Genomic DNA, 24,702 nt, shown 5'->3' on the forward strand with positions numbered 1-24,702 from the left:
CCAAGACCGTGTCCCACCGTTGCCTGCGCGGCCGCGCCACCGCTGCGATAGAAAGGCCTTAATACCGCTTCGCGCTCACCGGGTACCGCGGGGTACTGAAAAAAGCGTGGAATGGTTATGACTGCAGAGGTGCGATACGCCGGCTAGCGCATCGCACAGCATGGAATGGTTCTGCAGACCCGACCTTGAACGTGACCGCATCATGCGAAAACGCCATGTCGGTGCCGGGTCAGCGAACTTACGTTTCTAGATTCAGCGAAGAACAGGCAGGTCTGCCGGGGCAATCAACGGCTACTGAAGGTCGAACAAACGCCCATGATCGTGGAGAAGATCGCCATGCCGATGGGCTAGAAGCTGTGCCGGATACCGACGCGCACCACGACCTGATTCGGTGTATCCGACGGCGTAATGTTGTTGTTCGCCGCCATCGCCTGTGTGCCCACCGAGTTCGTCCCGCTTGCGTGCTGCCATACACCGCTCACGTATAGCAGCGTGCGCTTGGATAACAGATAGGTCGATCCAAGATTCACCTGTCCGTAGCGCGCTTCGCTCGCCCACGTATAGCTGTATGCCGCCCCCAGCAATAGTGCCGGCGTCACGTTGTACGTGTAGTTCCCTTCCAGCGTGTCGAAGTGCGCGTTGCCCCCCAGCGGCGTTGTTGTGGTACGCACCGCGTCGCTAAACTGCACGTTCGTGTACAACAGCCCGAAGTTCGATGCCCCTAACTGGTACTTCGCACCGCCGCCCACGATCTGCAGCGACGATGCCGTCGCATACCCCCTGTAGATCGGCGTCGTCAGCGGATTGGTGTACGCCGCGCCCGCCACCGGCGATGCGGACGCATTCCATACCGCCGTCGCCGGGTTGTTCACCTTCAGGTACGCCGCCGCCAGACCCAGTGGGCCGTTGCCATATGTCAGCGAGAAGTTCACCACCTGGTTGCGTCCCATCGACCCCGCCACGTTGCCGAACGCGTACGCGGCCCCCAGCCTGAACCCCGACAACGTCGGCGACAGATACTTCACCGCGTTGCTCAGGTTGAAGTCGCCCCACACGTTGTCCACGTCGCCCGCGTGTGCGCCCAGTCCGCCAGCGAACTTGCCTGCCGCCGACAGCGGCACCAGGCTTTCGAACAGCAGGTCATACTGGCGGCCCAGCCTCACCTCGCCGTACCGGTTGCTGCCCAGCCCCACGTACGCCATCCGGCCGAACAGCGCACCGTTATTGCCCAACGCGCCGTTGCTCGGGTTGAAACCGTTCTCCAGCCTGAAGAACGCACGCAGCCCACCGCCCAGATCCTCGGTGCCCGTCAGCCCCCATTTGCTGCTGCCCAGTCCACCCTGCGACATCGCATACGACGACTGCCCGCCCTGGTTGGTCGTGTACTGAAAGCCCTCGTCAACCACACCGTACAGCGTCACCGAACTTTGCGCGTGCGCCATGCCCGCCATCGCGCCACACGCCACCACTGCCATGACCTTCTTCATCGCTTCCCCCTATATCTGAAATGACCGTTGAAAGTTTTCCGACCGTTAATTAGTCATGCAAAGTGAAATCCCGGGCCCTGGGCATATCGAATCGCGATATGCCCCGCCCTTTCTTTCACCGTACGCGTATGGGTTGGCACCGGCATGCGCTGGCCCAACCAGGTCCTGCCTGGCCCCGGAATGCGCTTTCGCGAAGCGAAGCGCCCGATGCCTATTTCAGGCGGGTGTTTTCCAGGGAATAGCCCGACTGGAAGCTGAGAAACGCCGGCATGTTGGTAAAGCCCGTCACGTTCTGGCGAACCGCATAGCTCTGGTCGCGCCACATGAGAAAGAGAACCGGCGACAGGTCGAGCGCCCGGTCGACAAACTGCTGGTAGATCGTCGCTCGCTTTGCTGGATCAACCGTCGCGCGCCCCTCGTCGAGCAGACGGTCGATTTCCGGGTCGTCGAAGTAGGCAGAATTGGAAAGGCGCACCGGCACCTTGCCGCCGTAGTACACATTGCTCAGCCAGTCGGGATCCGTCACTTCGCCGACGTCGCCAATGATTGCGAGGTCGTAATCGCCACCGGCCACCTTGCTCGTGCGCGTCGTCCAGTCGGGCATATCGAGCTTGAGCTTGATGCCGATCTGCGCGAGCTGGGACTGCAGCACCACCGCGATCTTCGAGTAGAAGCTGTACTGCGACGTGGCGACAAGCCGCGCTTCGAATCCGTTCGGATAGCCGGCTTTCGCCATCAACTGCTTCGCCCGCGCGATATCGACCTTGTAGAAGTGCTTCTTTGCGTCCGCGTAGCCAAGATAGCCCTGCGGAATCGCCAGCCCCCAGATCGGTGTGCCCACGCCGTCGAACGCGGTCTTCACGATGGCGTCGCGATCGACGGTGTACGCGATCGCGCGCCGCACGTCCGCATTCGCGAACGGCTTGCTATGCATGTTGAAAACGATTCCCATGAACGGTCCGAGTGTGCGTTCGAGCCGAACGTCCGGGTCCTTCTGCAGTTCTGCGAGCGAGCGCGACGGCACGTAGTCGATGATGTCCACATCGCCCGATTTAATCGCGTTCACGCGTGTATTCTCGTCGCTGTAGAAGTTGTAGACGATCTCGTCCACATACGGCTTGCCCTTCTTGTAATAGCCGTCGAACTTCTGCACGACCAGCTCGCGCCCGCGGGTCCAGCGCACGAATTTGAACGGCCCCGCGCCGATCGGCGTCGCCGTGCCCGCGTCGTCCTTGTGCTTCGCGAGCCACGCGGCCGGCACGATCACCGCCTCAGGCAGCGCGAGGTAATGGATGAACGACACCGAAGGCTGCTTCAGCACAAACCGTATCGTCCTCGGATCGATAACGTCGATATGGTCGACGATCACAAACTGGTTGCGAAACGACGCCGTGCTGTTGGGCGCCATGATGTGGTCGAAGGTGGCTTTTACGTCGGCGGCCGTGACAGTCGACCCGTCCTGGAACTTCGCGTCGCGCAGATGGAACGTCAGCGTCCTGCCGTCCGGGCTCAGTTCGTAGCTCTGGGCCAACTCAGGCGACAGCTTCCCGTCGACCCCGTAGTTGACGAGCCCGCGAAAAATCGCCAGCTTCACAGTACGGAAGGTGGTGCCGGTCATGATGAACGGGTCCATCGTGCTCGGCTCGCCGGATAAACCGAAGTAAAGCGTGTTGCCCGCGGCGTGCGCCGCGCCGGTGCCGCACAACCCTAACGATAAAACCATCAGCGTGACGTATAGAAGTCTTTTCATTGCACGTTCATCCTGGTAGCGGGTTTAGGGACGTTCATGACTTGCTGAGCCGCGGGTCCAGCAGATCGCGCAGACCATCGCCAACGAGATTGATCGACAGCACGGTAAGCGCGAGGCAGAGCGACGGCCAGAAGAGGTACATCGGGTGCTGCGAGAGGTAATCCTGCGCGGCGCCGATCATCTGCCCCCACGACGGTTCGGGCGGCACGATGCCAAGCCCGAGAAAACTCAGGCCGGATTCCAGCAGGATGGCTTCGGCGACCGTCAGCGTGGCCTGCACGACGAGCGGCGAGAGCACGTTCGGCAGCACGGTGACGCCCACGACGCGCGGCCACGTCGCACCCATCGCGAGCTCGGCCTGCACGTACTCCTGTTGCACGACGCGCACCACCGCCGACTGCGAGACGCGTGCGAAATGCGGCACGTAGACAATTCCGATCACGATCGCGAGGCTGCCGATGCCGCTCGGCCAGAAGCCCACCGCGAGCAGCGCAAGCAGGATCGGCGGAAAGCACAGCAGAATGTCGACGCCGCGCATCACGAAAAACGCCAGCGGCGCCGGACCATACCCGCCTGTCACGCCCAGCGCGGTGCCGAAAAATGCAGCGAACAGCGTGGCGCCGAGCGACACGAGCACCGTTGGCCGGATCCCGACAAGCAGGCGGCTCAGCAGGTCACGCCCGAGCTCATCGGTGCCGAGCCAATGCAGCGCCGACGATCCCTGATTCACGGCGCTCTGATCGATCAAATAGGGGTCGCAGGGCGCCAGCACACGTCCAAAGATCGCGACGAGCACAACGAGCGCGACAACGACGAGACTCGCGCAGGTCGCCGGGCGGCGGCACAGTTGCAGCAGGGTGCGTTTGCTCATGTCCGTTTGCGTCGAATGCGCGGATCGAGCAAGCCATTCACGAGATCCACGCCAAGGTTGATCAGGATGTACAGCGCGGCAATGGTCAGGACGCCACCCTGCACCAGCGGATAGTTGCGCTTCGAGACGGCATCGACGAGCAGCGTGCTCAGCCCCGGCCAGTTGAACATCGCCTCGACCAGCACCGTGCCGCCCATCAGATTGCCGAGCTGCAGGCCGACGATCGTCACGATTGGAATCGCCGCGTTGCGCAGCACGTGCCGCCACACGATGCGGCGTTCGGGCGTGCCCTTCGCGCGCAGCGTACGGACGAAATCGCGGCTCAGAATGTCGAGCATCGACGAGCGCGTCATGCGCGAAATCGACGCGGACAATCCGAAGCCGAGCGTGAATGCAGGCAGGACGAGGCGGCGGAAGTGCTCGAGCGGATTGCGGGCGATATCCATGTACCCGCTCGACGGCAGCCAGTGCAGATGCAGGCTGAACAGCACGACGAAAAGCGCGCCGAGGATGTACACCGGTACCGACATGCCCACGGTCGAAACCGACGTCGAGACCGCGTCGATCGGTGTGCCGCGCCGCAGCGCCGAGACGATGCCAAGCGGCACGCCGATGACGATCGCGATGAGGATCGCGGCAAGCGCGAGTTCGAGCGTGTTCGGCAGGCTGCTGCGGATATAGTCGATGATCGGATAGCCGTCGAACACCGAGTGGCCGAATTCGAAGTGCAGCATGTCGCGCAGCCAGTGCACATACTGCGTCAGCACCGGTTGATCGAGGCCGAGCTTGCTGCGCATCGCGGCGATCGCCTCCGGCGACGGATCGCTGTTGGTGCCGAGTAGCAGCCGCACCGGATCGCCTGGCATGACGTACATGAGCGAGAACACCAGTGTCGCGATGATGTAGAGCTGAACGAGCGCGGTGAACAGCTTGCGCGCGGCCAGCATGGCGAACGAAGTGAGCCTGCCTTTCATGACTGGAATGCCTGCGTGAAGGGAGCCGGCCGAACCGCGCGCGGCACCGCGCCGAGCAGCATCTTCGTATAGTCGTGCGCGGGCGCGGCGAAGATCGCGTCGGCCGATCCGGTTTCGACGATCCGGCCGCCCTGCATTACGGCGATCGTGTCGCTGACGTGTTCGACGACGGACAGGTCGTGCGAGATGAACAGGTAGGTCAGGTCGAACTCGCGCTGCAAGTCTTTCAGCAGATTCAGCACTTGGGCCTGCACGGAAACGTCCAGCGCCGACACGGCCTCGTCGCAGATAACGAGCGCCGGATGCAGCGCCAGTGCGCGGGCAATCGCAATCCGCTGGCGCTGACCGCCGGAGAACTCGTGCGGATACCGCCCGAGCGCGCTGCGTGGCAGGCCCACGCAATCGATCATGCGTGCGACGACCCGCGCGCGTTCCGATCCACGGCCATTGACGACGAGCGGCTCCGCGATCAGTTCCTCGACGGTTTGCCGCGGATTCAGGGAACCATAGGGGTCCTGGAACACCATCGCCATATCGCGGCGCGCCTGGCGCAGCGCCGGGCCGCAGAGTCCGGCCAGATCCTGTCCGTTGAAAACGATGCTGCCGGAGTCGGATGCGATCAGCCGCATGATCAATCGCGACAGCGTCGACTTCCCGCAGCCGGATTCGCCGACGAGGCCCATCGTCGTACGGAACGGAATGTCGAAACTGACATCGTCGACCGCACGGAACGCGCGGCTGGGCGAAAACATGCCGTCGCGCATCACGTAGGTCTTGCACAGATGCCGAACGGACAGCAACGGTGAGCGCGTGTCGGCCCTGCGCGGCGGCGCCGGTTCGGCCGGCACCGCATGCGGCAGCGGGCGGGCGTCCGGGTGCACAGCCATCGAACCGGTTTCTTCGCCGTCCACGGCATCAAACGCCGTCTCCACCGTCGGCAGCCGGTCGCGGCGATCGCCGAGCGACGGCATCGCGGCAATCAGCGCGCGCGTGTAGTCGCTCTTTGGCGCCGCGAACAGTTCGGCCGTGGTCGCCTCTTCCATCTTGACGCCGCGATACATCACAACAACGCGATCGGCCACCTCGTAGATCACGCCGAGATCGTGCGTGATCAGCAGAATCGCGGCGCCGACCTCGCGGTTCAGGTCGCGCAGGATCTCGAGCACCTGTTTCTGCACGGTGACGTCGAGCGCTGTCGTCGGCTCGTCCGCGATGATGATCTGCGGCCGGCACGCCACCGCCATCGCGATCATCACGCGCTGGCACTGCCCGCCGGAAAGCTCGTGTGGGTATGACTTCATGCAGCGCACGGGATCCGCGATGCGTTCCTTGCGCAGCAGTTCGACGCCGCGCCGGTACGCTTCAGCGCGGCTCACGTCTTCATGCAGACGGATCGCATCGACGATCTGGTCCCCGCAGGGGAATACCGGGTCGAGCGACGACAGCGGGTCCTGAAACACCATCGATATGCAACTGCCCCGCATCTTGCGCAGCGACTCCGCGTCGAGCGCAAGCAGATCGGTGCCACCGATCCTGATCGCGCCGTCGGTCACTTTCGCGTTCGGCGGCAGCAAGCCCATGATACCGAGCGACATCAGCGTCTTGCCACTGCCGCTTTCTCCGACGAGCCCGACGATCTCGCCCGGCCGCACCGAGAGCGACATGTTCTTCACTGTCGGTCGCAAGCCCTGCTTCGTCTCGAACGCAATACATAGGTTTTCGACTTCCAGCATGGGATATCCCCGGTAGCCGTTCAACGAATCGGAGTCGCATTGCCTGGCGCGGCACAGGCCACGCCAGGGGGCCTCGAGAAAGCGGATCGCCAAGGACAGAGCGCGATCCGCCACCTCTCATCGATGAAGCATTGTGATCACTTTGCGTCATACTTGACAGAAAACTGATCACAATCAATCTCGATGAAGCAGACACTATCACGGTGAATTTAAGTTTCAAAAATGTTTCTGCCGCTGTTCTATCGGGATTTATCCGTAAATTTTCGATGCTCCACCCAAAATACCAGGGAAAACCCCAGCATAAATAATCGATCAAATTCTTCCACCAAAAATTATCATTACTCCCACAATCAATCACGTTGGTGAGCGAACATGAACGACCGACCTAGCCGCGTCGTCCTGATCTCCGGTGCGACCCGGGGCACCGGGCTTGCCGTTGCGAAGGAATTTCTGGATCACGGCGGTTCGTTGAGCCTCGGCGCGCGCTGGTCGTATTGCCGAACAACGCTGCCGTGGCCGAACTGCTGGTGAACTGCCGGCTGGAAGACACGCTGTAATCCCTGGATGCCCGACATCGCCAACCCAACAGGAGCAACATGAGCAGGATCATTCCGGACCCCATCGCGACGAACACGACGGCGTTGCCACGCGACGCGGACGTTGTCATCATCGGCGGCGGCATCATCGGCGTCAGCACCGCGCTGTACCTTGCGCAGCGCAAGGTTCGCGTCGTACTGTGCGAGAAAGGCCTGATCGGGGCGGAGCAGTCGTCGCGCAACTGGGGCTGGGTTCGCCAGATGGGCCGCGACGCGGCGGAGATCCCGCTGTCGGTCGAAAGCCTGCGTCTGTGGCGGGAATTGCAACCGCGCTTCGGCATCGACACGGGCTTCCGGGAAACCGGCATCACCTACCTGTGCCGCACCGAAACGGAAATGAACGAGTATCGCGAGTGGATCGGCTCCGCGAAGCGCTTCGACGTGGACACGAAGATGCTCGGGAGAGCTGAACTTCCTCATTACGTACCCGGTGTTTCCGGCGATTTCATCGGGGGGATGTATACCGCTTCCGACGGCCGCGCCGAGCCGCTGATGGCCGCGCCCGCGATCGCGCGAGCGGCACAGGCGGCAGGTGCGCACATTGCCACCCGTTGCGCGGTGCGCGGCATCGAGCGCGAGGCGGGACGCGTGAGCGGCGTCGTCACCGAGCACGGCGAGATCCGCTGTTCGTCGGTCGTGCTGGCCGGCGGCGCGTGGTCACGCCTCTTCGCGGGCTCGTTCGGCGTGCCCTTGCCGCAGCTCAAGGTGCTCGGCAGCGCCGCGCGCATTGCGCCGATCGAAGGCTTAACGAGCATGCCGGTCGGCGGCGATCACTTTGCGTTCCGCCAGCGGCTCGACGGCGGTTTCACCGTGGCGATGCGCAACACGACGCTCGTGCCGATCGTGCCGGACAGCTTCCGGTTGTTCTCCGATTTCTGGACGCGGTTTCGTCATGATCACCGCGAGGTACGCCTGCGCATCGGCAAGCGCTTCATCGACGAATGGCGGATGCAGCGGCAATGGTCGCTCGATGCGATCTCGCCGTTCGAGCAGATGCGCATTCTCGACCCGGCACCCTCCGAATCGACCATCCGCGCCGGCCTCGCACATCTCGCCCAGGCGTTCCCGGCGTTCGCCGGCGCCCGCGTGCTGCAAACCTGGGGCGGGTTGATCGACGTGACGCCCGACGCGGTGCCGATCATCGGCCCACTCTCGACCCTGCCCGGCTTCTTCATCGCAACCGGTTTTTCCGGCCACGGCTTCGGCCTTGCTCCCGGCGCCGGCCAGATGATGGCGCAGATGGTGATGAACGAAACGCCGACGGTCGACCCCGCACCGTTCCGCTTCGAACGGTTCAACCGCTTTCCGGCTGCCTCGCTGCAGGCGGCCTAACTTCTGACACAGGATCTGACGACATGGCTTGGCGAATAGGTGTTGATTCGGGCGGTACGTTTACGGATGTCTGCATGTTCGACGATGCGACGGGCCGTCTCAAGATCTGGAAGGTGCCCTCAACGCCGGCGGACCCGTCGCTGGGCATCGCCAACGGGGTGATCGAGGGCTTGAAGACGGTCGAGGCCAAGGCCGGCGAGATCGTCTTTCTCGGTCACGGCACGACAGTCGCGACGAACGCGCTGATCGAGTTGCGCGGCGTGAAGACCGGACTCGTCGTCACGGACGGCTTTCGCGATCTGCTTGAAATTGGTCGCCAGAAGCGCCCGAGCCTTTACGACATGAACGCCGAAAAGCCGGAAGCGCTCGTCACGCGCGATCTGCGCATCGAGGTCAGGGAGCGGCTGCGCGCGAACGGCGAGGTCGAACTCACGCTCGACGAGGACGGCATTCGCGCCGCCGCACGCAAGTTCGCGGACGCCGACGTCAAGGCGGTCGCAATCTGTTTCATCTACGGCTTTCTCAACACCGCGCACGAGCAGCGCGCGCTGGAGATCGTGCGCGAGATGCTGCCTGACGTGTTCGTCAGCGCATCGCACCAGGTCGCGCCGGAGTTCCGCGAGTACGAGCGCTTGTCGACCACCGTGGTCAATGCGTATCTCGGCCCGATCATGCAGCGCTACATCCAGCGTCTGCAAGCCCGCTTCGACGAGCTCGGCCTGCGCGTCGCGCCGCAACTCACGCAGTCGAACGGCGGTGTGATCGGCTTCGAGACGGCCGCCGAACTGCCAGTGCGCACCGTGTTGTCGGGACCGAGCACTGGTGTTGTCGCCGCGCAGGAGATCGGCCGGCTGGCCGGCTACGACAACGTCATCACGTTCGACGTCGGCGGCACGAGCAGCGACGTTGCATTGCTGCAAGGCGGCCACTGCGCGCTGACCGGCGAGGCGAACGTGCACGGCTATCCGATCAAGGCGCCGATGCTCGACATCCATACGGTCGGCGCGGGCGGCGGTTCGATCGCCTATGTCGACAGCGGCGGCCTGCTGAAGGTCGGCCCGCGCAGCGCGGGCGCCGACCCCGGCCCGGTGTGCTACGGCCGGGGTAGCGTCGAGCCGACCGTCACCGATGCGAACATCGTGTTGCAGACGCTGAACCCCGTCGAAATTCTTGGCGGCCGGATGAAGGTGCGCCGCGATCTCGCACTCGAGGCGATGCAGCACCTTGCCGATCAGCTCGGCATCGGCGTGATGGAAACCGCCCAGGGCATCGTGTCCGTGGTCACGGCGAACATGGCGAAAGCGATCCGCGTGATCAGTGTGCAGCGCGGCCACGATCCGCGCGACTACGCGCTGATGGCATTCGGCGGCGCCGGCCCGCTGCATGCGGCGCGTCTCGCGCAGGAACTCGACATGAAGCGCATCGTCGTGCCGCTCACGCCGGGCGCGCTGTGCGCGCTCGGGCTGCTGCTCACCGATCTGCGCGCCGACTTCGCGTTGAGCCGCGTGCTGCGTCTCGCGCCGGAATCGCTCGATGCGATCGAACAGGGCTTCAGGACACTCGGCGCCCAGGCGCAAGGCTGGTTCGCGCGCGAAGGCATCGAGGCCGACCAGCAGTCGACAACCCGCACGGCCGACATGCGCTATCTCGGGCAGAACTACGAGCTGTCGGTGCCGGTTCCGGTTGGCCCCATCACCGAAGCGACGCTCGCGCAGCTCGCCAGCGGCTTCGAACAGGTGCATCGCCAGCGCTTCGGTTTTGTCGCTGAAGGCGAGACCATCCAGTTCGTCACGCTGCGTGTGGAAGCCGCCGGCCGCGTGAAAAAAGCGCAGTTCGCCGCCGCGCCTTCGGCGGGCCCCGACGCGAGCGCCGCGCTGATCGGCCGGCGCGAGGTGTACATGGAGGAAGCCGGCGCCTTCGTCGATTGCCCGATCTATTCGCGCGACAGGCTGCTCTGCGGCCACACGTTCCGGGGACCGGCCATCGTCGAACAGATGGACGCCACCACCGTCGTGCTGCCGGACATGAACGCCACCGTAGATCCGTACCTGAACCTGATCCTGGAGATCGAAAAATGAGCGCGACACCGTATATCGATCCGATTACCGTCGAAGTGATCGGCAGCGCCCTCGCGTCGATCACCGAAGAAATGGGCGAAGCGCTCGTGCGTGCGAGCTATTCGACGAACATCAAGGAACGGCGCGACTGCTCGACGGCGCTATTCGACCGCACCGGCAACACGCTGTGCCAGGCCGAGCACATTCCGATGCACCTCGGTAGCTTCCTCGAAACGATTCCGCACATCACGCGGCGCTTTGCGCGCGACCAGATCCGCCCCGGCGACGTGTTCATCGGCAACGACGCGTATGAAGGCGGCGGCACGCACCTGCCCGACATCGTGCTCGCGGAGCCGGTGTTCTACGACGGCGAGCTCGTGGCGTGGGCGCTCAACACCGCGCACCACTCCGATTTCGCGGATCGCGGCCACGCCCATATTTATCAGGAAGGTCTGCGCATTCCGCCCGTCAAGCTGTACCGCGAAGGTGTGCTGCAGAACGACGTGCAGGAGCTGATCCTGCTGAACTGCCAGGTGCCGCATGAGCGCGTGTCCGATCTGCGCGCGCAGATGTCGGCGAACCGGGTGGGCGTGCAACGGATGCAGGCACTCTGCGCGAAATACGGCGCCGGGCGCGTGCAACAGGCGGGCGACGCGTTGCAGGATTATGCGGAGCGCAAGATGCGCGCCGGCATCGCGGCAATTCCCGACGGCACCTATCGTTTCAGCGACCGTTTCGACAACCTGCAATTCGATGGAGAACTCGAGTTGAGCGTCGCCATCACGATCGAGGGCGATGAGATGCGACTCGTATTCGACGCGCCCCCGCAGATGCGCAACGGCTTGAACGTCATCTATACCGGCCTGCTCGCCACCTGCTACTACGCGGTCAAAGCCGTTGTCGATCCGACCGTCCTGCCGAACGCCGGACTCGCGCGGCCGATCCATGTCGAAGCGCCGCAAGGCTCGCTGCTCAACTGCAGCCATCCGGCCGCGGTCAACAGCCGTCTATCGGCGTGCCAGCGCGTGGCTGACATGGTCTACGGCGCGCTCGCGCAGGCGCTGCCGAACAAGGTGATGGCGGCCGGCAACGGCTGCTGCGCGGCGGCGATCTTCAGTGGCACCCAGCAGAACGGCAACCTGTGGGTCTACCTCGAAACAATCGGCGGCGGCGGCGGCGCGCGTCCTGCATCGGACGGATTGAGCGGCATTCACGTTCATCTGACCAACACGTCGAATCTCCCGGTCGAAGCACTTGAACTCGAGTATCCGCTGACGCTGCTGCGCTACGAGCTCGTCAACGATTCGGCCGGCGCGGGCGCCTGGCGCGGTGGCATGGGGCTGCGCCGCGTATACCGCGCCGAAGCCGCCTGCCGGATCGGCGTGGAGACTTCGCGTTTGCTCTCGCAGCCGTGGGGCCTCGAAGGCGGCGGCATGGCGCAGGGCTCCGCGTGCGTCGTGAACGGCCAGCCGATGTCGGGCAGGACCACACCGCTCAAACCCGGCGACATTGTCGAGATCGTGACGCCCGGAGGCGGCGGCTATGGCGCGCCGTCGGGCCGCCCGCCCGAGCGGATCCAGCGCGACCTGCTCGAAGAACGCATCACCCCTGAGTTCGCCCGCCGCGCTTACGGCGACCTCGTCACGCAACCGGGCTAACGCCCGTCCCATCATCCCAACAGGAGTCGCAACGATGGAATCCCCGCAGGTCATCAAACTAAAATCCGGCAGCCTCTACGAAGACAAACTCAACTATTCGCGCGCGGTCGTGGTGGACAACTGGATACTCGTCGCCAATACGGCCGGCCGCAACTACCGTACCCGTGAAATCTCGAACGACGCGGCCGAGCAGACCCGGCAATGCTTCGCAAATATCGAGGGCGCGCTGAAGGCTGTGGAATCGAGCCTTGCCGACGTCGTGCGCACGCGCGTCTCAGTACCGTATCTGGAGCACAAGGAGGCGATCATGAGCGTCATCGCGGAGAAGTTTCGCGGCGTCGATCCAGCCAGCACGATCACCGCGACGCCGCTCGCCGGCCCGGAGTATCTGGTTGAGATCGAGATCACCGCGTATCGTGGCGCCGGCGCGACGAAGGCGACCAATCTGAGGATCAGCCTTTGAGCGTCGCCACGGCCGGCGCGGGCCGGGCTGCGACACGGCGGCCCGGCCCTTCTCCCCTGTGTCTGTCTGTACCTGCTCACCGAGCGAACGCGCACTTCGTGTATCTTCGCGGGACTGAAACTGAATGAAGATGCCCGAGGAGAATAGAAAGATGGCAAAAACGCCCAGCGACCCGACGACCGGCGGCAAGACCGCACCCGAGGACCGCCCCGCGGCAATGCCGGAGGACATGATCCAGGCCGAGCGCCAGCACCGCCTTGCGGACTGGTTCGAGCACAACGTCGGCGGGTCCAATCAGGAACTGGCGCGAATCTTCAACGCATCTGTTTCCACGATCCGGCGCGACCTCGACGCGCTCGCCGCACAGGGCGTCGTGCGGCGCACGCACGGCGGCGCAGTGCTCATCCGGCAACGCGCAACCTACGAGCCGTCGATCGACGAAGCCCGCGGCACCGCTGCCGAGGAAAAACATGCGATCGCGCTCGAAGCGGCCACACGGCTCTCGGACGGACAGAGCATCCTGATCGACACCGGCTCGACCATGCATCATTTCGCGCAGGCGGTCGCCGAGCTGAAAATCTCGCTGACGGTCGTGACGAGCGACCTGCTCGTCGCCAACATTCTGACCGACAAGGCGCACGTCAAGCTGATCGTGCCGGGCGGTCAGTGCCGCCCGCGTGCCTATACGCTGCTCGGCGAGCCAGGCCTCTCGTTCCTGCGCGATATTCGCGTGGACCAGTTCTTCCTGTCCGCGCAGGCGGTCGACGACCACTGCGTATCCGACACCTTCCTCGAACTGGTCACGCTCAAGCGCGCAATGATCCGTGCGGCCAGCCAGACAACCCTGCTGATCGACAGCAGCCGCTTCGCCGGGCGCGCCATTCACAGCATTGCCGAACTGGACGACATTCACGAGATCATCACCGACGACGGACTGGCGGACAGCGAATACCAGCAGTACCGGCAACTGCGGGTGAAGATCACGCGCGTGCCGATGAACGATGCCGCCAGCCCGCCTTCCACCGGCGGCGCACTCCCCGACCCCGCATAAAGATCCGGCAAACCGGTCCCCCGGACAACGCCATCAGGGGTAAGCCGGGGAGGCAGCACGCGTCGTGCTGCCTCCCGGCGCTCAATCCGCTGCGCCGGTGATCTGCAGTCCCTTCGTTTCACGCAACGTCCAGAGCGCGACAGTCGAAAGCGACGCGAGCCCGATGCCCACCACCATCATCGACCACCCCAGTCCGTCACGGCCCGCCATGAAACCGATCAGCATCGGCCCGAACGACGCGATGCCGCGCCCGACGTTATACGTAAAGCCAACGCCCGCGCCGCGCACGGCGGTCGGAAACTGCTCGGAGAGAATCGCACCGAGTCCGCCCGCCGACGACGAAATACTCATGCCGACGAGAAACACCAGCGCATAACCCATCGCGGTCGACTGCACCGGCGTGTAGAGAAACGCGGCAATACTCACAATCGAAAACAGGAACGTTGCGGTTTGCGTAGGACGGCGGCCAAAGCGATCGTGAAAGAAACCGCTCGACACATAGCCGATGAAGCCGCCGAGAATCTGCACCAGCATGAACGTCGTGGTGCCGGCCACGTGCAGTCCGCGCTCGGTGGCGAGATAAAGCGGCAAGAACGTGACGATCGAGTAGTAATTGCCGTGAGCGCCGACGAGAAAAACCGTGGCGGATAAAGTGCGCCGCCGCAGGTCGGCGTGAAAGAGCCGCCCAATGCCGGCGAGCGGATTCGACGCGCCGCGTGCCGGAGGCGCCGTGCGATCGCGAATGCCACGCCGGATGACGAGAATCACGAACGCCGGCAGCAGTCCGAGCACGAACAGCCAGCGCCAGGCGTGCTCGCCTCCCGTCGCCGAAAAAACCACGAACCACGCGATCGTCGATGCGGCCCACCCTACCGAGTACGCGCTCTGCATGAACGCCATTGTCCGGCCACGGCTTTCGACACGCGCGAACTCGGACAGCAGCGCCACACCGACTGGCCATTCCGCGCCGAAGCAGAGTCCTTCGAGCGTGCGCCACGCCACCAGTTGCGCGGCATTCTGCGCGGTCGCGGTCAGCGCAGTCGCCACGCTGAAGCCAACCACAACCCAGACCAGCACACGCACGCGTCCGTAACGGTCCGCAAGCGCACCGCCAATCATGCCGCCGATCGCCGAGGCAACGAGACTCGCCGTCGAGATCGTGCCGCCAATGCCGATCGAAAGATGCAGCGTGGTCAGGATCGCACCGAGCGCAAGCGCGAACATCGTGTGATCGAAACCGTCCAGCCCCCAGCCCAGCGCGGATGCGGCGACCACACGCCGATACTGCGCGCGCCCGGTCATCCCGGCTGCCCCTTCCGATGCCTCTAACTGCGTCGAATCATCAAGCAAAAGCGACTGCTTCATTGCGATCCCTCTCCTCTCGTTGAACGCCACGGACGAACTGCCGACGTACGGCGACAACCAGGGCCGCGGCACGCTTTCACGAAGAATCCAGTGAAGCCATGATGAAAAGGGCAAAAATCGACGTCAACAACAATCTCATAATCTGATTAATTTATTTATAAAGTTTTATATAATGGAACTTTAGAACCGACATAAAACCTCAATGGAAAGTCACGTAAAGGCTGGCGCACAGCTGATCGACAGAACCGTGCTGATCCTCGACCTCGTCGCGAACAGTCGCGGGGAAGGCGTCACGCTCAAGGACCTGTGCGAATGGACCGGACTCAACAAGGCGACGTGCCACCGGATTCTCTCGTCCCTTGTCGGCCATGCCCTGTTGAGCAAGGCCGACAAGGGACGGCGCTATAGGCTCGGCACCAAGCTGCTCGTGTACGGGGCGAAAGCGGCCAACGGGCCCGGCTTGCGCAGCCAGTTCCAACCCGCGCTGCAACGGCTGCGCGACGCCACCGGGGAAACGGCTGTGCTGATGGCGCGCGACCAGGACGACTCGGTCTGCATTGACCGCCGGGACGGCGAGTGTCTCGTGCAAACGCTCACGGGATCGATTGGCGGCTCCGTGCCACTCGGGGTCGGGCCAGGCAGCCTTGCGATGTTGTCCTTTTTCGACGAGCCGGAACGGATCGCCGTCGTCGAGCGCAACGTGGCGCGTTTCGGCGCCTATGCGGCGCTGAACGAAACGCGGGTCAAGGAACTGGTGATGGAGACGGCGGCGCAGGGTTATGCCCTCGACCGGGGCGAGTTGATTGTCGGCGTCTCGGGCATTTCAGTGCCGATCGCGGCGGTTGAAAGCGGGCCGCTTGCGTCGCTCGGGCTCACGTTCCTTGCTGCGCGGCTCACGCCCCAACTGATCGAAGAATATGTCGGGTTGCTGCGCGCAGAAGTCGAGCGGATTCAGCCGCATCTGAATCCACTCGACCGCAATCTCGCGTCGCCGGGACGCATGTGATCGGCATCCGCAGTACTGCTTATATTGCCGATGAATAGAATCGGTCAGCGGTTTGTAACGTGACAACGCCGCCTGCCGGCCTTCTGAAAAGAACTATAGTAGAGAGGATTTCCAGCCAGAAAGGAGTTCGAGTATGAAAGCACGTACGTATCGCACCACAGCTCTAGGGATCCTGATCGCCGCATTACTACCTGTCTCGGGCGCTCAGGCGCAACTCGGCAACCTGCTCAACCAGAGCGGAGGTAGCGGAAGCGGATCGTCCGGTGGCCTTGGGAGCCTCGGTAGCATGGGCAGTGCCTTGTCGGGTCAGTCATTGACCTCTGGCAGCACCAGCAATGTCGCGGGCGTGCTGGAGTTCTGCATCAAGAACAACTATGTCAGCGACAGCGGCGCGTCTTCGGTCAAGGACTCGCTGATGAGCAAGCTGCCTGGCGGTTCCAGTGCCGCCTCGTCCGACAGCGGCTATACCAACGGCGCCAAAGGTATCCTGAGCAGCAGCAGCGGCCAGCAATTGGACCTGAGCGGCGGCGGCCTGAAGCAACAGGCCACGAAGCAGATTTGCGACAAGATTCTTGCCCAGGGCAAATCCATGCTGTGAGCATGGCACGGAGCAATGCGTAGTGGGTAGAGGCGCCGGGGCGGGTGCGTTATGCACCACGCCCTCGCCCGCGTTCTCCGCCGGCACGTTACCGGCCTTTCCAAGGCGGTTTTTCGGGTACGACGGGTTTCAACCTGCGCGGCAATCGCGCGCGCAACACGCTCGATCCACGAGAAGTTCAAGATTTCTGCGCCGCATGTTTGTCAGCCAATAGCCATGCGGCCCACATCCCCAACAGAATGGGATGTGCCTGCCGTACAGGGAGGCATGCGTGGTTGCCGCAAGCAGCCGTTCCTGCAAAAGGAAAATCGTATGTTGATGCGTGAATCAATCCCTAGCGCCCTGACCCGAGGTTCCGCCCTCCTTTCCGAAGACCCGACGACCACGGCCTCGCTAAAGACCTTCCACCATACGTTCGACATTTATCTAAAGGACTCGAACGCGTTCATGAACACGTATTTTTCACGTTATTTCGAGTGGCAAGGTGTGTGCCGCGAACGGTGGTTTCATGAGTGCATACACAACAACCTGCTGGGATCGGACGGCATGTTCGTGACCAAACGCGCACATCAGGAATACGTCCACGAAACATTCCCTTTCCAGCATGTGGATTGTTATCTGAACACGGTGCAGGTCAAGCAATGCTCGGCCTACCTGCTGTTTCGCTTCTGCGTGGATGGTCGCCAGGTTTCGCAGGGTTACCAGCAGATCCTGTACGCCGGACGGGACCGGAAAATCAGGCGGTTCCCGGAAGGGATCGTCGAACGGGTCAAAGAGTATGAACTACCGTTGACTGCGCTAGCCGCCTGATCTCAGCGGCTGACCTTCGCCGTTCAGTTTTTTCCGCTGGGTTTTATCGCTGGGTTTTATCGTTGAGATTCCCCGCTAACTTCCAAGCTTAACTTTCACTCCTGACGCCGGCGCAAGGAACGCGCCGGCGCTTTGCTCAGTGCGCGGTCCGCCGGCGAGCCCGGTACCGGCAAGCGCACGGTGAACGTGGTGTGCGCACCGCGCATCGAACTGCATTCGATACTGCCACCCAGAAGCTCCGCCGCGCGGCGGCAGAATGCGAGTCCCATGCCCGCGCCGCTTCCGTGCCGCTTGGTCGAGAAAAAGGCGTCGAAGATATGCGGCAACACATCGGGCGCGATGCCCGGCCCCGTGTCGCGGAATCGCAGTACGCAGAAGCCCTGCTCCTGAACCGCACTGATGGCGATCTCGCCCTCGCCGCTCACGTGAATAGCGTGCAACGCGTTTTTCAGCAGATTGAACAGGACAAAAACCGCCAGCGTGTCCGAGCCTGAAAAGCATAAGGCTGCATCGATCGGCGCCACGGTGACGCATGCACGTTCGCCGCCACGGAACGGATAGCGTTCCAGCGCGGACGTCACACATTGCTGCATGGAATGAGGACTAAAACGGGTGCGGTCCAGACGATCCAGCGTGAATGAAGCGAGCGCCATTTCGACCATTGCGCTGGTGCCCGATACCTCCCGTCTGATCGCCGCGGCGAGCTGGCTGACGCGTTCGGGCTGTCCGGAATGCACCTCCTGGTCGTCGTAAAGCCCATGCGTGACGGCCAGCCGGTAACCTTTGAACACGTGGGACCATACGCTGGCGATTTCGTCGGCGTGCATGGCGATCGTTGCAAGCGGTGTCGCGATTTCGTGCGCGATGGTCGCCGCGAGCGCATAGGGGTGGATCAGGTGATAGCGGACAATCGTGATCGCGAGAAGGCCAAGGCTAAGGGCGATGAACAGCACGCCAGGCGGATAGAACGCGTAGCCGTAGTTGACCGCGTAGTCGACTGCCGCGAACGAGTATAGGCAAAGGCTCGCAAAGCAGAGATCGAGACGCCTGCGCGCTTCACCGCCGGCCTGCTTGCGGGCGGCGAGCAGAAGCTGTCCGCTGCGGCCGGCGAGCAACACGGTCTGCAACACGTGCAAGGGATGCAACGGCCCGGCGCTCGGATAGTAACCAAAGAAATAGTGGCGGTAGCCGGCGATAACTTCGTTGCCGGGCAGCAGCACAGCCAGGACAAGACACATACCGTAAGACGCGAGCAACACCGGTTGCTCACGACGCCTCGCCGCCACCTCCGTGACGAAGTGATAGAACGTGGTAGGCAGGAAGAGAATGAAGAGATAACCGACCCTGACCAGCACGCTCGCAATGTGGGGATCTTCCGTCTGGAACAGCAAGGTCCATGTACCCTGCCATGCAAACGTCGCCGCACACATCAAAAGAAATGGCGCGGACAGACGCGTCACCCCTTGCGTGATGAGTACGTAGAGGCCGAACACCACGAACAGCGCAGACACAAAAGCAGTCGGAATAGCGTACATGTGGCTCAATGTGTCTGGAAGCATTGGGCTATTCCGGCATTTTTATCGCAGAGTACGCGAAGAGAAAGCCCTCTCATCCGTGGGCTTGCTGATTCCGGTCACTCCGCCATTGCGAAAACGTCAGTGTGCTCACGCCCACGTCGGTCGAATCTATCCGGGTCCAGCAATAGAAAGCGTCGTCCCAGCCCGGGATGGTTTGCGGCGTTATTGCCCTGAAGTCCGTCCCGGGACGAAAGGCCAGGTGCGGCCAGAAAACCGGCATCGACTCGCGTACCGCCATCTGCCTCAACAGATCGGCCGGTCCACTCTCATCCGCCACGATCTCCGCCTGGGATATCCAGTCATTCTCAGCCCATGCAAGGAAAACGCTCGGGTTGCCCGCACGATCGAACATCAGGATGGCATTCTGCTCCGGACGCCAGTAGTACTCGACGATGCCTTCAGCGGCAACCACTTCCTCGATGACTTTTCTCGTTCTCGGATCGCAATATGTCGTACCGTTTTCGCCTAAGCCAAGCCAGCCTGCCTCTGAACAATGCCTGTTCCTGGCATCCTTTAGAAAATGCACCAGTCGGTTAGCTGAATCCGCATCGGTCTTTCTCAGATACAAATCGACAATGCCGGCATTGAAGGCCTTTACCGCAACAGTCTCATCCGCGACGCCGGTCAGGAGCACTTTCGCGCAACGCAAATTGGAGATGGATGAAAGGAATTCGACACCACTCAGTCCAGGCATGTCGTAATCGACGACCACCGCGGCCACCTCTGCAAATCGGGAATCCCGGGCCAGTATGTCTCGCTCCGCCGAGCTTTCGACATAGCGCTCCAGGCCCGTCTCGCTCAGACAGGCCGACGCCGGCGCAAACTCCAGCGAATTCTCGCGGGCATGTTTGCGAATGAAAGCGAGTGCGGTTTGAGGCCGCGTGAAAAACAGATTGGTGGAAATATCCGGAAAGAATCGGCGCAATGCATCAAGGTAGCTATCGCTGTCGTCCACGAACACGACAGATGACGGATAGAAAACTGGGGGTCGAATAAAATTGTTCATGTTTTTACGTGGAATATGCGGCGTGTCTCGCATCGGCTTGCACGCCGGCTTCTCTCACGCTGGCTCCCGGGCCGATTCTCGCTGAACCATATAGTACCGGGGTCTTTGAATGAACAGTGCAAACTTGCGCGGCCTTTCCGTCATAGTATGCGGATGGAATAATTTAATTTAATCGGCTCGAGTCTACGGACCGGGCGGCCCGTGCGGCATAAACCAGGACGGAGCAGGCAATGCGTAACTTTGACGAAAACAACATCACCGCCGCGGTCATTGATCGACTTGCAGAATGCAAGTCGCCACGCGCCCGGCAAATCAGCGAGTCGCTCGTCAGGCATTTGCATGATTTCGTACGGGACGTGGAACCCACCCAGGACGAATGGGGCGAGGCCATCGCATTCCTGACCGGCATCGGTAAGATGTGCTCCGACACGCGGCAGGAATTTATTCTCCTGTCCGACGCCCTGGGCGTTTCAACGCTCGTGGATGCCATCAACCACCGGCTATCGAAGCGCGCGACCGAAACAACGGTGCTCGGCCCGTTCTACGTCGAGAACCCGCCCGAATACAAACTCGGCGATGTCATCGACACACGCCCTGGGCCGGCCCTTTTCTGCGAAGGAAAGGTGACGGATATCGACGGCAAGCCGCTGGCCGGCGCGATCGTCGACACCTGGCATTCCGACGCGCAAGGGTTCTACGATGTTCAGGCCGAAGCCGGTCTGGAAGGTTTGACAGGACGGGCCCGCTTACGCACGGATGCTAAAGGCCGCTTCTGGTTCCGCTCGATCGTGCCCAGGTACTATCCGATTCCGCACGACGGCCCGGTTGGCAAGATGCTCGAAGCGCAAGGCCGCCACCCCTATCGCCCCGCTCACGTGCACTTCATGGTGAGCGCACCCGGCTACGAAAAACTGGTCACGCATGTGTTCCTCGACGGCGACCCGTACCTCGATTCGGACGTGGTGTTCGGCGTCAAGGATTCACTCATCGAGCCGCTCGTTCGGCAGCAACCTGGAACGACGCCCGCTGGTCATCCGGTCGATTCCGATATGTCGCTGCTGCACTATGACTTTGCACTCGCCCGTGAGGCGAGCGCCTTGTGAGGAAATCATCGTCGATGCAGAAGCAATGTGACTTATTCCGGATGTGAATCGTGCCTCACCCGAACCCGAACTAGTTGCCCGCACCACCCAGGGCTTCAGTGATTCGATTCCAGGTTACGACGTGTCTGGCTTCGCCAGCAGCACTAATTGCACGTGGTGGTGACCCCTCTCATCGTCGTGCAATGACGTGTCTCCCAATGGCTTTCATCGGTGAGTCCCGTGCTGCCTCCAATGCCGGTCGGACGATGTTGAGGCCTGAAATGGAGGTCGACTCCCGCAAATTCGCGATTGGCAGGTGCGGCCGGTAACGGCGAGGCAGCCGCTATCGCTCGCTGCACCGCGGCGTCCCACGCCTGATTGCCGCTGGAGTGCAGCGGCGCGACCGAATTGACCGAACCGTCAGCGTTAAGCCGGATGGAAATAATCGCCTCCGGGTTGTCGGCGACGGTGCGCAAATCGACGGACATATTGCTTGCCAACGCACACCCCACGTAGCGGCGCCATTGCGGTCCGGTTAATTGATCGAGCGTTGGGGGCGTCTCGCCGCTGCCTGCAACACGCGTCAGACAGCGGCTTGTTACGTCAGCGGCCGACGGCAGCGTGGGGCCGTTTTCGCTTTGTGAGCCAGTCGTGCATGCTGCCAATAGACACAGCGCGAATGAAGCAAGGGCATGCAGCCAGCGATTGTTGTTATTCATATGCGGTTCCGCTTATCAGTCATTCGTCAGCCATTCTGGATGTCAGCGTGCGATTCCTGACGATCACTCCAGCCGTAGCCTAGCCGACTTCCTGTTCCTTGAGCCGCTTGCGGTGAGCGGCAACCTTCGCGCGGTTCCCGCAGATCGCCATGCTGCACCACCGGCGGGCGTGACCACGCGTGTGATCCGCAAACATCAAGGTGCACTTCGGGCCTTCGCACGCTTTCACGTACGTGAAATCCTCTTCACATACCAGCCTCGCCAGTGCTTCGGCGATGGGCATGAGTAGCGACTCCGGCGACTGCCAGCGCCGATTCGCGCGAAGCTCAAAGCTCGTCACGCCGCCTGACGCATTCGTGACGATTTCACCATGCTGCTGGTCCCGCTCGAGCAGTTGATTCAAGGGTTCCAGCTCACGCGAATCTTTGGCGACTAGCGGCCGCCCTTTCCTCTTCCGGACAAATCCCCTGAACCACTCGCGCAGTTCACGCGCGCGTGCCGCAACGTCGTCGAGTTCGGCAGCCGTCGAGCGGATCCGTATCGCTTCAAGGGTCGCGTGCGGCACGAACTCCGCCTGGTCCAACCAGGCAAGCAAGCCTTCCCCGTCGCTGATCCAGTCGACTGCTTCATCGACCGGCGTCGCGACCGAGTTCAGGAAATCGAGGCCAGGCGCATCGGCCACCATTATCGCGGGGATCTGACGGTAGTCCATTTCTCATGACGAATGTGAAGTGACGATGATGGCATCGTAACCACTAAAAATGCTCTTGACAAGTTACGCCTCTCGTTTGTAACCTGTAAATAACAATTAATCAGGTTACTCAGCGTGCGGTGCGATTCGATGTGCGTGCCTCACAAACAGCATTCAATTCTTTCAAAGGAGCGAGAAATGTCTATTGGCAACGTGAGCGCGGTGCTCGTGCATGGCGCGTGGGCAGATGGCTCAAGCTGGAGCAAGGTCATCGAACGCCTGGAGGCATACGGCATCACGTCAGTTGCGGCGCCGTTGCCGCTCAGCTCGTTACAAGACGACGTCGCTGCCCTCGATAGAACGCTGGAACGCATCGAAGGTCCGGTTGTACTTGTTGGGCATGCCTACGCCGGCGCAGTGATCGGATCGACGCGCGCCGACAACGTAAAGGCGCTGGTTTACATAGCCGCGCTTGCCCCTGATGAAGGCGAAACGGTGGGCGATGTGTTCTACCGTGGCGAAGCGCACCCGCAGGCACCCACGCTGTCGCCGGATCGGCATGGCCTGATCTGGCTGCCCGAGGAGGCATTCGCGGCGGCGTTCGCACAGCACGCGAGCGCGCAGGAGTTGACCGTGCTCGGTGCGATTCAACGCCCCATTTCAGCTTCGTGCATTGGCGAGGCAGTCGGGCGCCCGCTGTGGAAGGACCTGCCGAGCTGGTTCCTGACCGCCGGGCAGGACCGGATGATCAGTCCCGACACGCAACATTTCATGGCACAGCGCATGAACGCGCGCGTGCATTCACACGCAGTCGATCACACGCCAATGGTCACGGCCCCTGACGTCGTCACCAACGTGATCGTCGAAGCGATCGAGGCCGTCCCGGCTCGTTAGAGATACCTGAAACCGGTCATGCCGACGCACGTTCGCAGCATGCCATTTCCAACACACCCCTTACCCAATCGGGAGTCAAGCCATGTCCTCCATTGCCTATCGTTATGCTGACGTAGACCACGTCAAGGTGTTCTATCGCGAAGCGGGTCGTTCGAATGCTCCGAAGCTGTTACTCCTCCACGGTTTTCCGAGTTCGAGCCACATGTTTCGGGACCTGATCCCGCTGCTTGCCGAGCACTTTCATATCGTCGCGCCCGATCTGCCAGGTTTTGGCCAGTCGGACATGCCGGGCCGCGATGCTTTTGCGTACACGTTCGACAACATCGCCAACGTGATCGAGCGCTTCACCGAGCAGATCGGTTTCGATCGCTTTGCCATGTACGTATTCGACTATGGCGCGCCGACCGGCTTTCGGCTTGCACTCAGTCACCCCGAGCGGATCGCCGCGATCATCTCGCAGAACGGCAACGCGTACGAAGAAGGTTTGAGCGAGGGCTGGAATCCGATCCGCGCTTACTGGCAGGATCCTTCGCATGCCAATCGCGAAGCGCTTCGCGCCATGCTGACGCATGAAACGACCGTGTGGCAGTACACGCATGGCGTACAGGACCCCACTGCCGTGTCGCCGGACGGCTATTCACTTGACGACTTCTATCTGAGCCGGCCGGGTGCGGACGAGATCCAGCTCGATCTGTTCCAGGATTACCGGAACAACGTCGCGTTGTATCCCGCATTCCAGCAATATTTCCGCACCCACCAGCCTCCTTTTCTTGCCGTATGGGGGAAGAACGATCCATTTTTTCTGCCGCCTGGCGCCGAAGCATTCAAGCGAGACATACCGAACGCCGAGGTGCGCTTTTTCGACACCGGCCACTTCGCGCTTGAAACGCATGCAGCAGAGATCGCCGCGGCTATTTCGGGGTTTCTTATTCGCTGACATGCGGACGCGGAGTGATGGTTGTCGATTGAATCGCCGTTCATG

Annotated in this window: 22 protein-coding genes; 12 read left to right on the forward strand and 10 right to left on the reverse strand. The window is 62.2% G+C overall.

Annotation, left to right across the window (positions count from 1 at the left end; all coding sequences use genetic code 11):
- Positions 1-347: 347 nt before the first annotated feature.
- The 5 genes from PQR40_RS15515 to PQR40_RS15535 all read right to left on the reverse strand — a co-directional run bounded on the left by PQR40_RS15515 (position 348) and on the right by PQR40_RS15535 (position 6,815).
- Positions 348-1,487: a porin gene (locus PQR40_RS15515; RefSeq protein ID WP_408389397.1), complete on the reverse strand. Its 1,140-nt coding sequence runs from the start codon at positions 1,485-1,487 to the stop codon at positions 348-350.
- A 211-nt stretch (positions 1,488-1,698) separates the two neighbouring features.
- Positions 1,699-3,237, reverse strand: coding sequence for an ABC transporter substrate-binding protein (locus tag PQR40_RS15520; protein WP_408230544.1), 1,539 nt, complete (start codon positions 3,235-3,237; stop codon positions 1,699-1,701).
- A 34-nt stretch (positions 3,238-3,271) separates the two neighbouring features.
- Positions 3,272-4,108, reverse strand: coding sequence for an ABC transporter permease (locus tag PQR40_RS15525; RefSeq protein ID WP_408509321.1), 837 nt, complete (start codon positions 4,106-4,108; stop codon positions 3,272-3,274).
- Entirely contained in the window at positions 4,105-5,082 is a 978-nt protein-coding gene (locus PQR40_RS15530) for an ABC transporter permease (protein WP_408230538.1), read from the reverse strand. The genes PQR40_RS15525 and PQR40_RS15530 overlap by 4 nt, the downstream gene beginning before the upstream one ends.
- Positions 5,079-6,815: an ABC transporter ATP-binding protein gene (locus PQR40_RS15535; protein ID WP_408230535.1), complete on the reverse strand. Its 1,737-nt coding sequence runs from the start codon at positions 6,813-6,815 to the stop codon at positions 5,079-5,081. The genes PQR40_RS15530 and PQR40_RS15535 overlap by 4 nt, the downstream gene beginning before the upstream one ends.
- Before the next feature lie 372 nt (positions 6,816-7,187).
- Here PQR40_RS15535 and PQR40_RS15540 point away from each other — a divergent pair, with 372 nt between their 5' ends.
- From PQR40_RS15540 to PQR40_RS15565, 6 genes are all read left to right on the forward strand, one after another.
- A complete protein-coding gene (locus PQR40_RS15540; RefSeq protein ID WP_408230532.1) occupies positions 7,188-7,346 on the forward strand; it encodes a hypothetical protein in 159 nt (52 codons plus the stop codon).
- 65 nt (positions 7,347-7,411) lie between these two features.
- Positions 7,412-8,743: an NAD(P)/FAD-dependent oxidoreductase gene (locus tag PQR40_RS15545; protein WP_408230529.1), complete on the forward strand. Its 1,332-nt coding sequence runs from the start codon at positions 7,412-7,414 to the stop codon at positions 8,741-8,743.
- Positions 8,744-8,766: 23 nt separating this feature from the next.
- The gene (locus tag PQR40_RS15550; protein WP_408509322.1) at positions 8,767-10,821 is read left to right on the forward strand and encodes a hydantoinase/oxoprolinase family protein; all 2,055 of its coding nucleotides are present in this window, start codon (positions 8,767-8,769) and stop codon (positions 10,819-10,821) included.
- Positions 10,818-12,458 carry a hydantoinase B/oxoprolinase family protein gene (locus tag PQR40_RS15555; RefSeq protein ID WP_408230523.1) on the forward strand — a complete coding sequence of 547 codons (1,641 nt, stop codon included), beginning with the start codon at positions 10,818-10,820 and terminating at the stop codon, positions 12,456-12,458. The genes PQR40_RS15550 and PQR40_RS15555 overlap by 4 nt, the downstream gene beginning before the upstream one ends.
- 34 nt (positions 12,459-12,492) lie before the next feature.
- Positions 12,493-12,921, forward strand: coding sequence for a RidA family protein (locus tag PQR40_RS15560; protein ID WP_408230521.1), 429 nt, complete (start codon positions 12,493-12,495; stop codon positions 12,919-12,921).
- Between the two features lie 151 nt (positions 12,922-13,072).
- Complete coding sequence (locus PQR40_RS15565; protein WP_408509323.1) at positions 13,073-13,972, forward strand: DeoR/GlpR family DNA-binding transcription regulator; 900 nt, start codon at positions 13,073-13,075, stop codon at positions 13,970-13,972.
- A gap of 81 nt (positions 13,973-14,053) precedes the next feature.
- Here the strand turns inward: PQR40_RS15565 and PQR40_RS15570 are convergent, their stop codons facing one another.
- On the reverse strand, positions 14,054-15,337 hold the full coding sequence (locus PQR40_RS15570) for an MFS transporter (RefSeq protein ID WP_408509324.1): 1,284 nt from the start codon (positions 15,335-15,337) through the stop codon (positions 14,054-14,056).
- Positions 15,338-15,539: 202 nt separating this feature from the next.
- Here PQR40_RS15570 and PQR40_RS15575 point away from each other — a divergent pair, with 202 nt between their 5' ends.
- The 3 genes from PQR40_RS15575 (at position 15,540) to PQR40_RS15585 (ending at position 17,751) form a co-directional block, all read left to right on the forward strand.
- Entirely contained in the window at positions 15,540-16,343 is an 804-nt protein-coding gene (locus tag PQR40_RS15575; protein ID WP_408230512.1) for an IclR family transcriptional regulator, read from the forward strand.
- 133 nt (positions 16,344-16,476) lie between these two features.
- Positions 16,477-16,941: a YjjA family protein gene (locus PQR40_RS15580; RefSeq protein WP_408230509.1), complete on the forward strand. Its 465-nt coding sequence runs from the start codon at positions 16,477-16,479 to the stop codon at positions 16,939-16,941.
- Positions 16,942-17,253: 312 nt separating this feature from the next.
- Positions 17,254-17,751: an acyl-CoA thioesterase gene (locus PQR40_RS15585; protein WP_408509364.1), complete on the forward strand. Its 498-nt coding sequence runs from the start codon at positions 17,254-17,256 to the stop codon at positions 17,749-17,751.
- A 95-nt stretch (positions 17,752-17,846) separates the two neighbouring features.
- On the opposite strand, the gene PQR40_RS15590 is transcribed toward PQR40_RS15585, so the two are convergent.
- Positions 17,847-19,286 carry a sensor histidine kinase gene (locus PQR40_RS15590; protein WP_408509365.1) on the reverse strand — a complete coding sequence of 480 codons (1,440 nt, stop codon included), beginning with the start codon at positions 19,284-19,286 and terminating at the stop codon, positions 17,847-17,849.
- A gap of 73 nt (positions 19,287-19,359) precedes the next feature.
- Positions 19,360-20,334, reverse strand: coding sequence for a response regulator (locus PQR40_RS15595; protein ID WP_408509325.1), 975 nt, complete (start codon positions 20,332-20,334; stop codon positions 19,360-19,362).
- Between the two features lie 230 nt (positions 20,335-20,564).
- Between PQR40_RS15595 and PQR40_RS15600 the strand changes: the two genes are divergently transcribed.
- The gene (locus PQR40_RS15600) at positions 20,565-21,437 is read left to right on the forward strand and encodes an intradiol ring-cleavage dioxygenase (protein WP_408509326.1); all 873 of its coding nucleotides are present in this window, start codon (positions 20,565-20,567) and stop codon (positions 21,435-21,437) included.
- Between the two features lie 143 nt (positions 21,438-21,580).
- On the opposite strand, the gene PQR40_RS15605 is transcribed toward PQR40_RS15600, so the two are convergent.
- Positions 21,581-22,135 (reverse strand): TonB family protein, encoded by a 555-nt coding sequence (locus PQR40_RS15605; RefSeq protein WP_408509327.1) that lies wholly within the window; start codon positions 22,133-22,135, stop codon positions 21,581-21,583.
- 79 nt (positions 22,136-22,214) lie between these two features.
- Positions 22,215-22,847: a CGNR zinc finger domain-containing protein gene (locus PQR40_RS15610; RefSeq protein ID WP_408509328.1), complete on the reverse strand. Its 633-nt coding sequence runs from the start codon at positions 22,845-22,847 to the stop codon at positions 22,215-22,217.
- A 177-nt stretch (positions 22,848-23,024) separates the two neighbouring features.
- Here PQR40_RS15610 and PQR40_RS15615 point away from each other — a divergent pair, with 177 nt between their 5' ends.
- Both PQR40_RS15615 and PQR40_RS15620 read left to right on the forward strand, forming a co-directional pair.
- On the forward strand, positions 23,025-23,720 hold the full coding sequence (locus PQR40_RS15615; RefSeq protein WP_408509329.1) for an alpha/beta fold hydrolase: 696 nt from the start codon (positions 23,025-23,027) through the stop codon (positions 23,718-23,720).
- 82 nt (positions 23,721-23,802) lie between these two features.
- A complete protein-coding gene (locus PQR40_RS15620; RefSeq protein WP_408509330.1) occupies positions 23,803-24,657 on the forward strand; it encodes an alpha/beta fold hydrolase in 855 nt (284 codons plus the stop codon).
- Positions 24,658-24,702 lie beyond the last annotated feature (45 nt).

The sequence above is a fragment of the Paraburkholderia sediminicola genome, assembly GCF_046026855.1.
Classification (GTDB): domain Bacteria; phylum Pseudomonadota; class Gammaproteobacteria; order Burkholderiales; family Burkholderiaceae; genus Paraburkholderia; species Paraburkholderia sediminicola_A.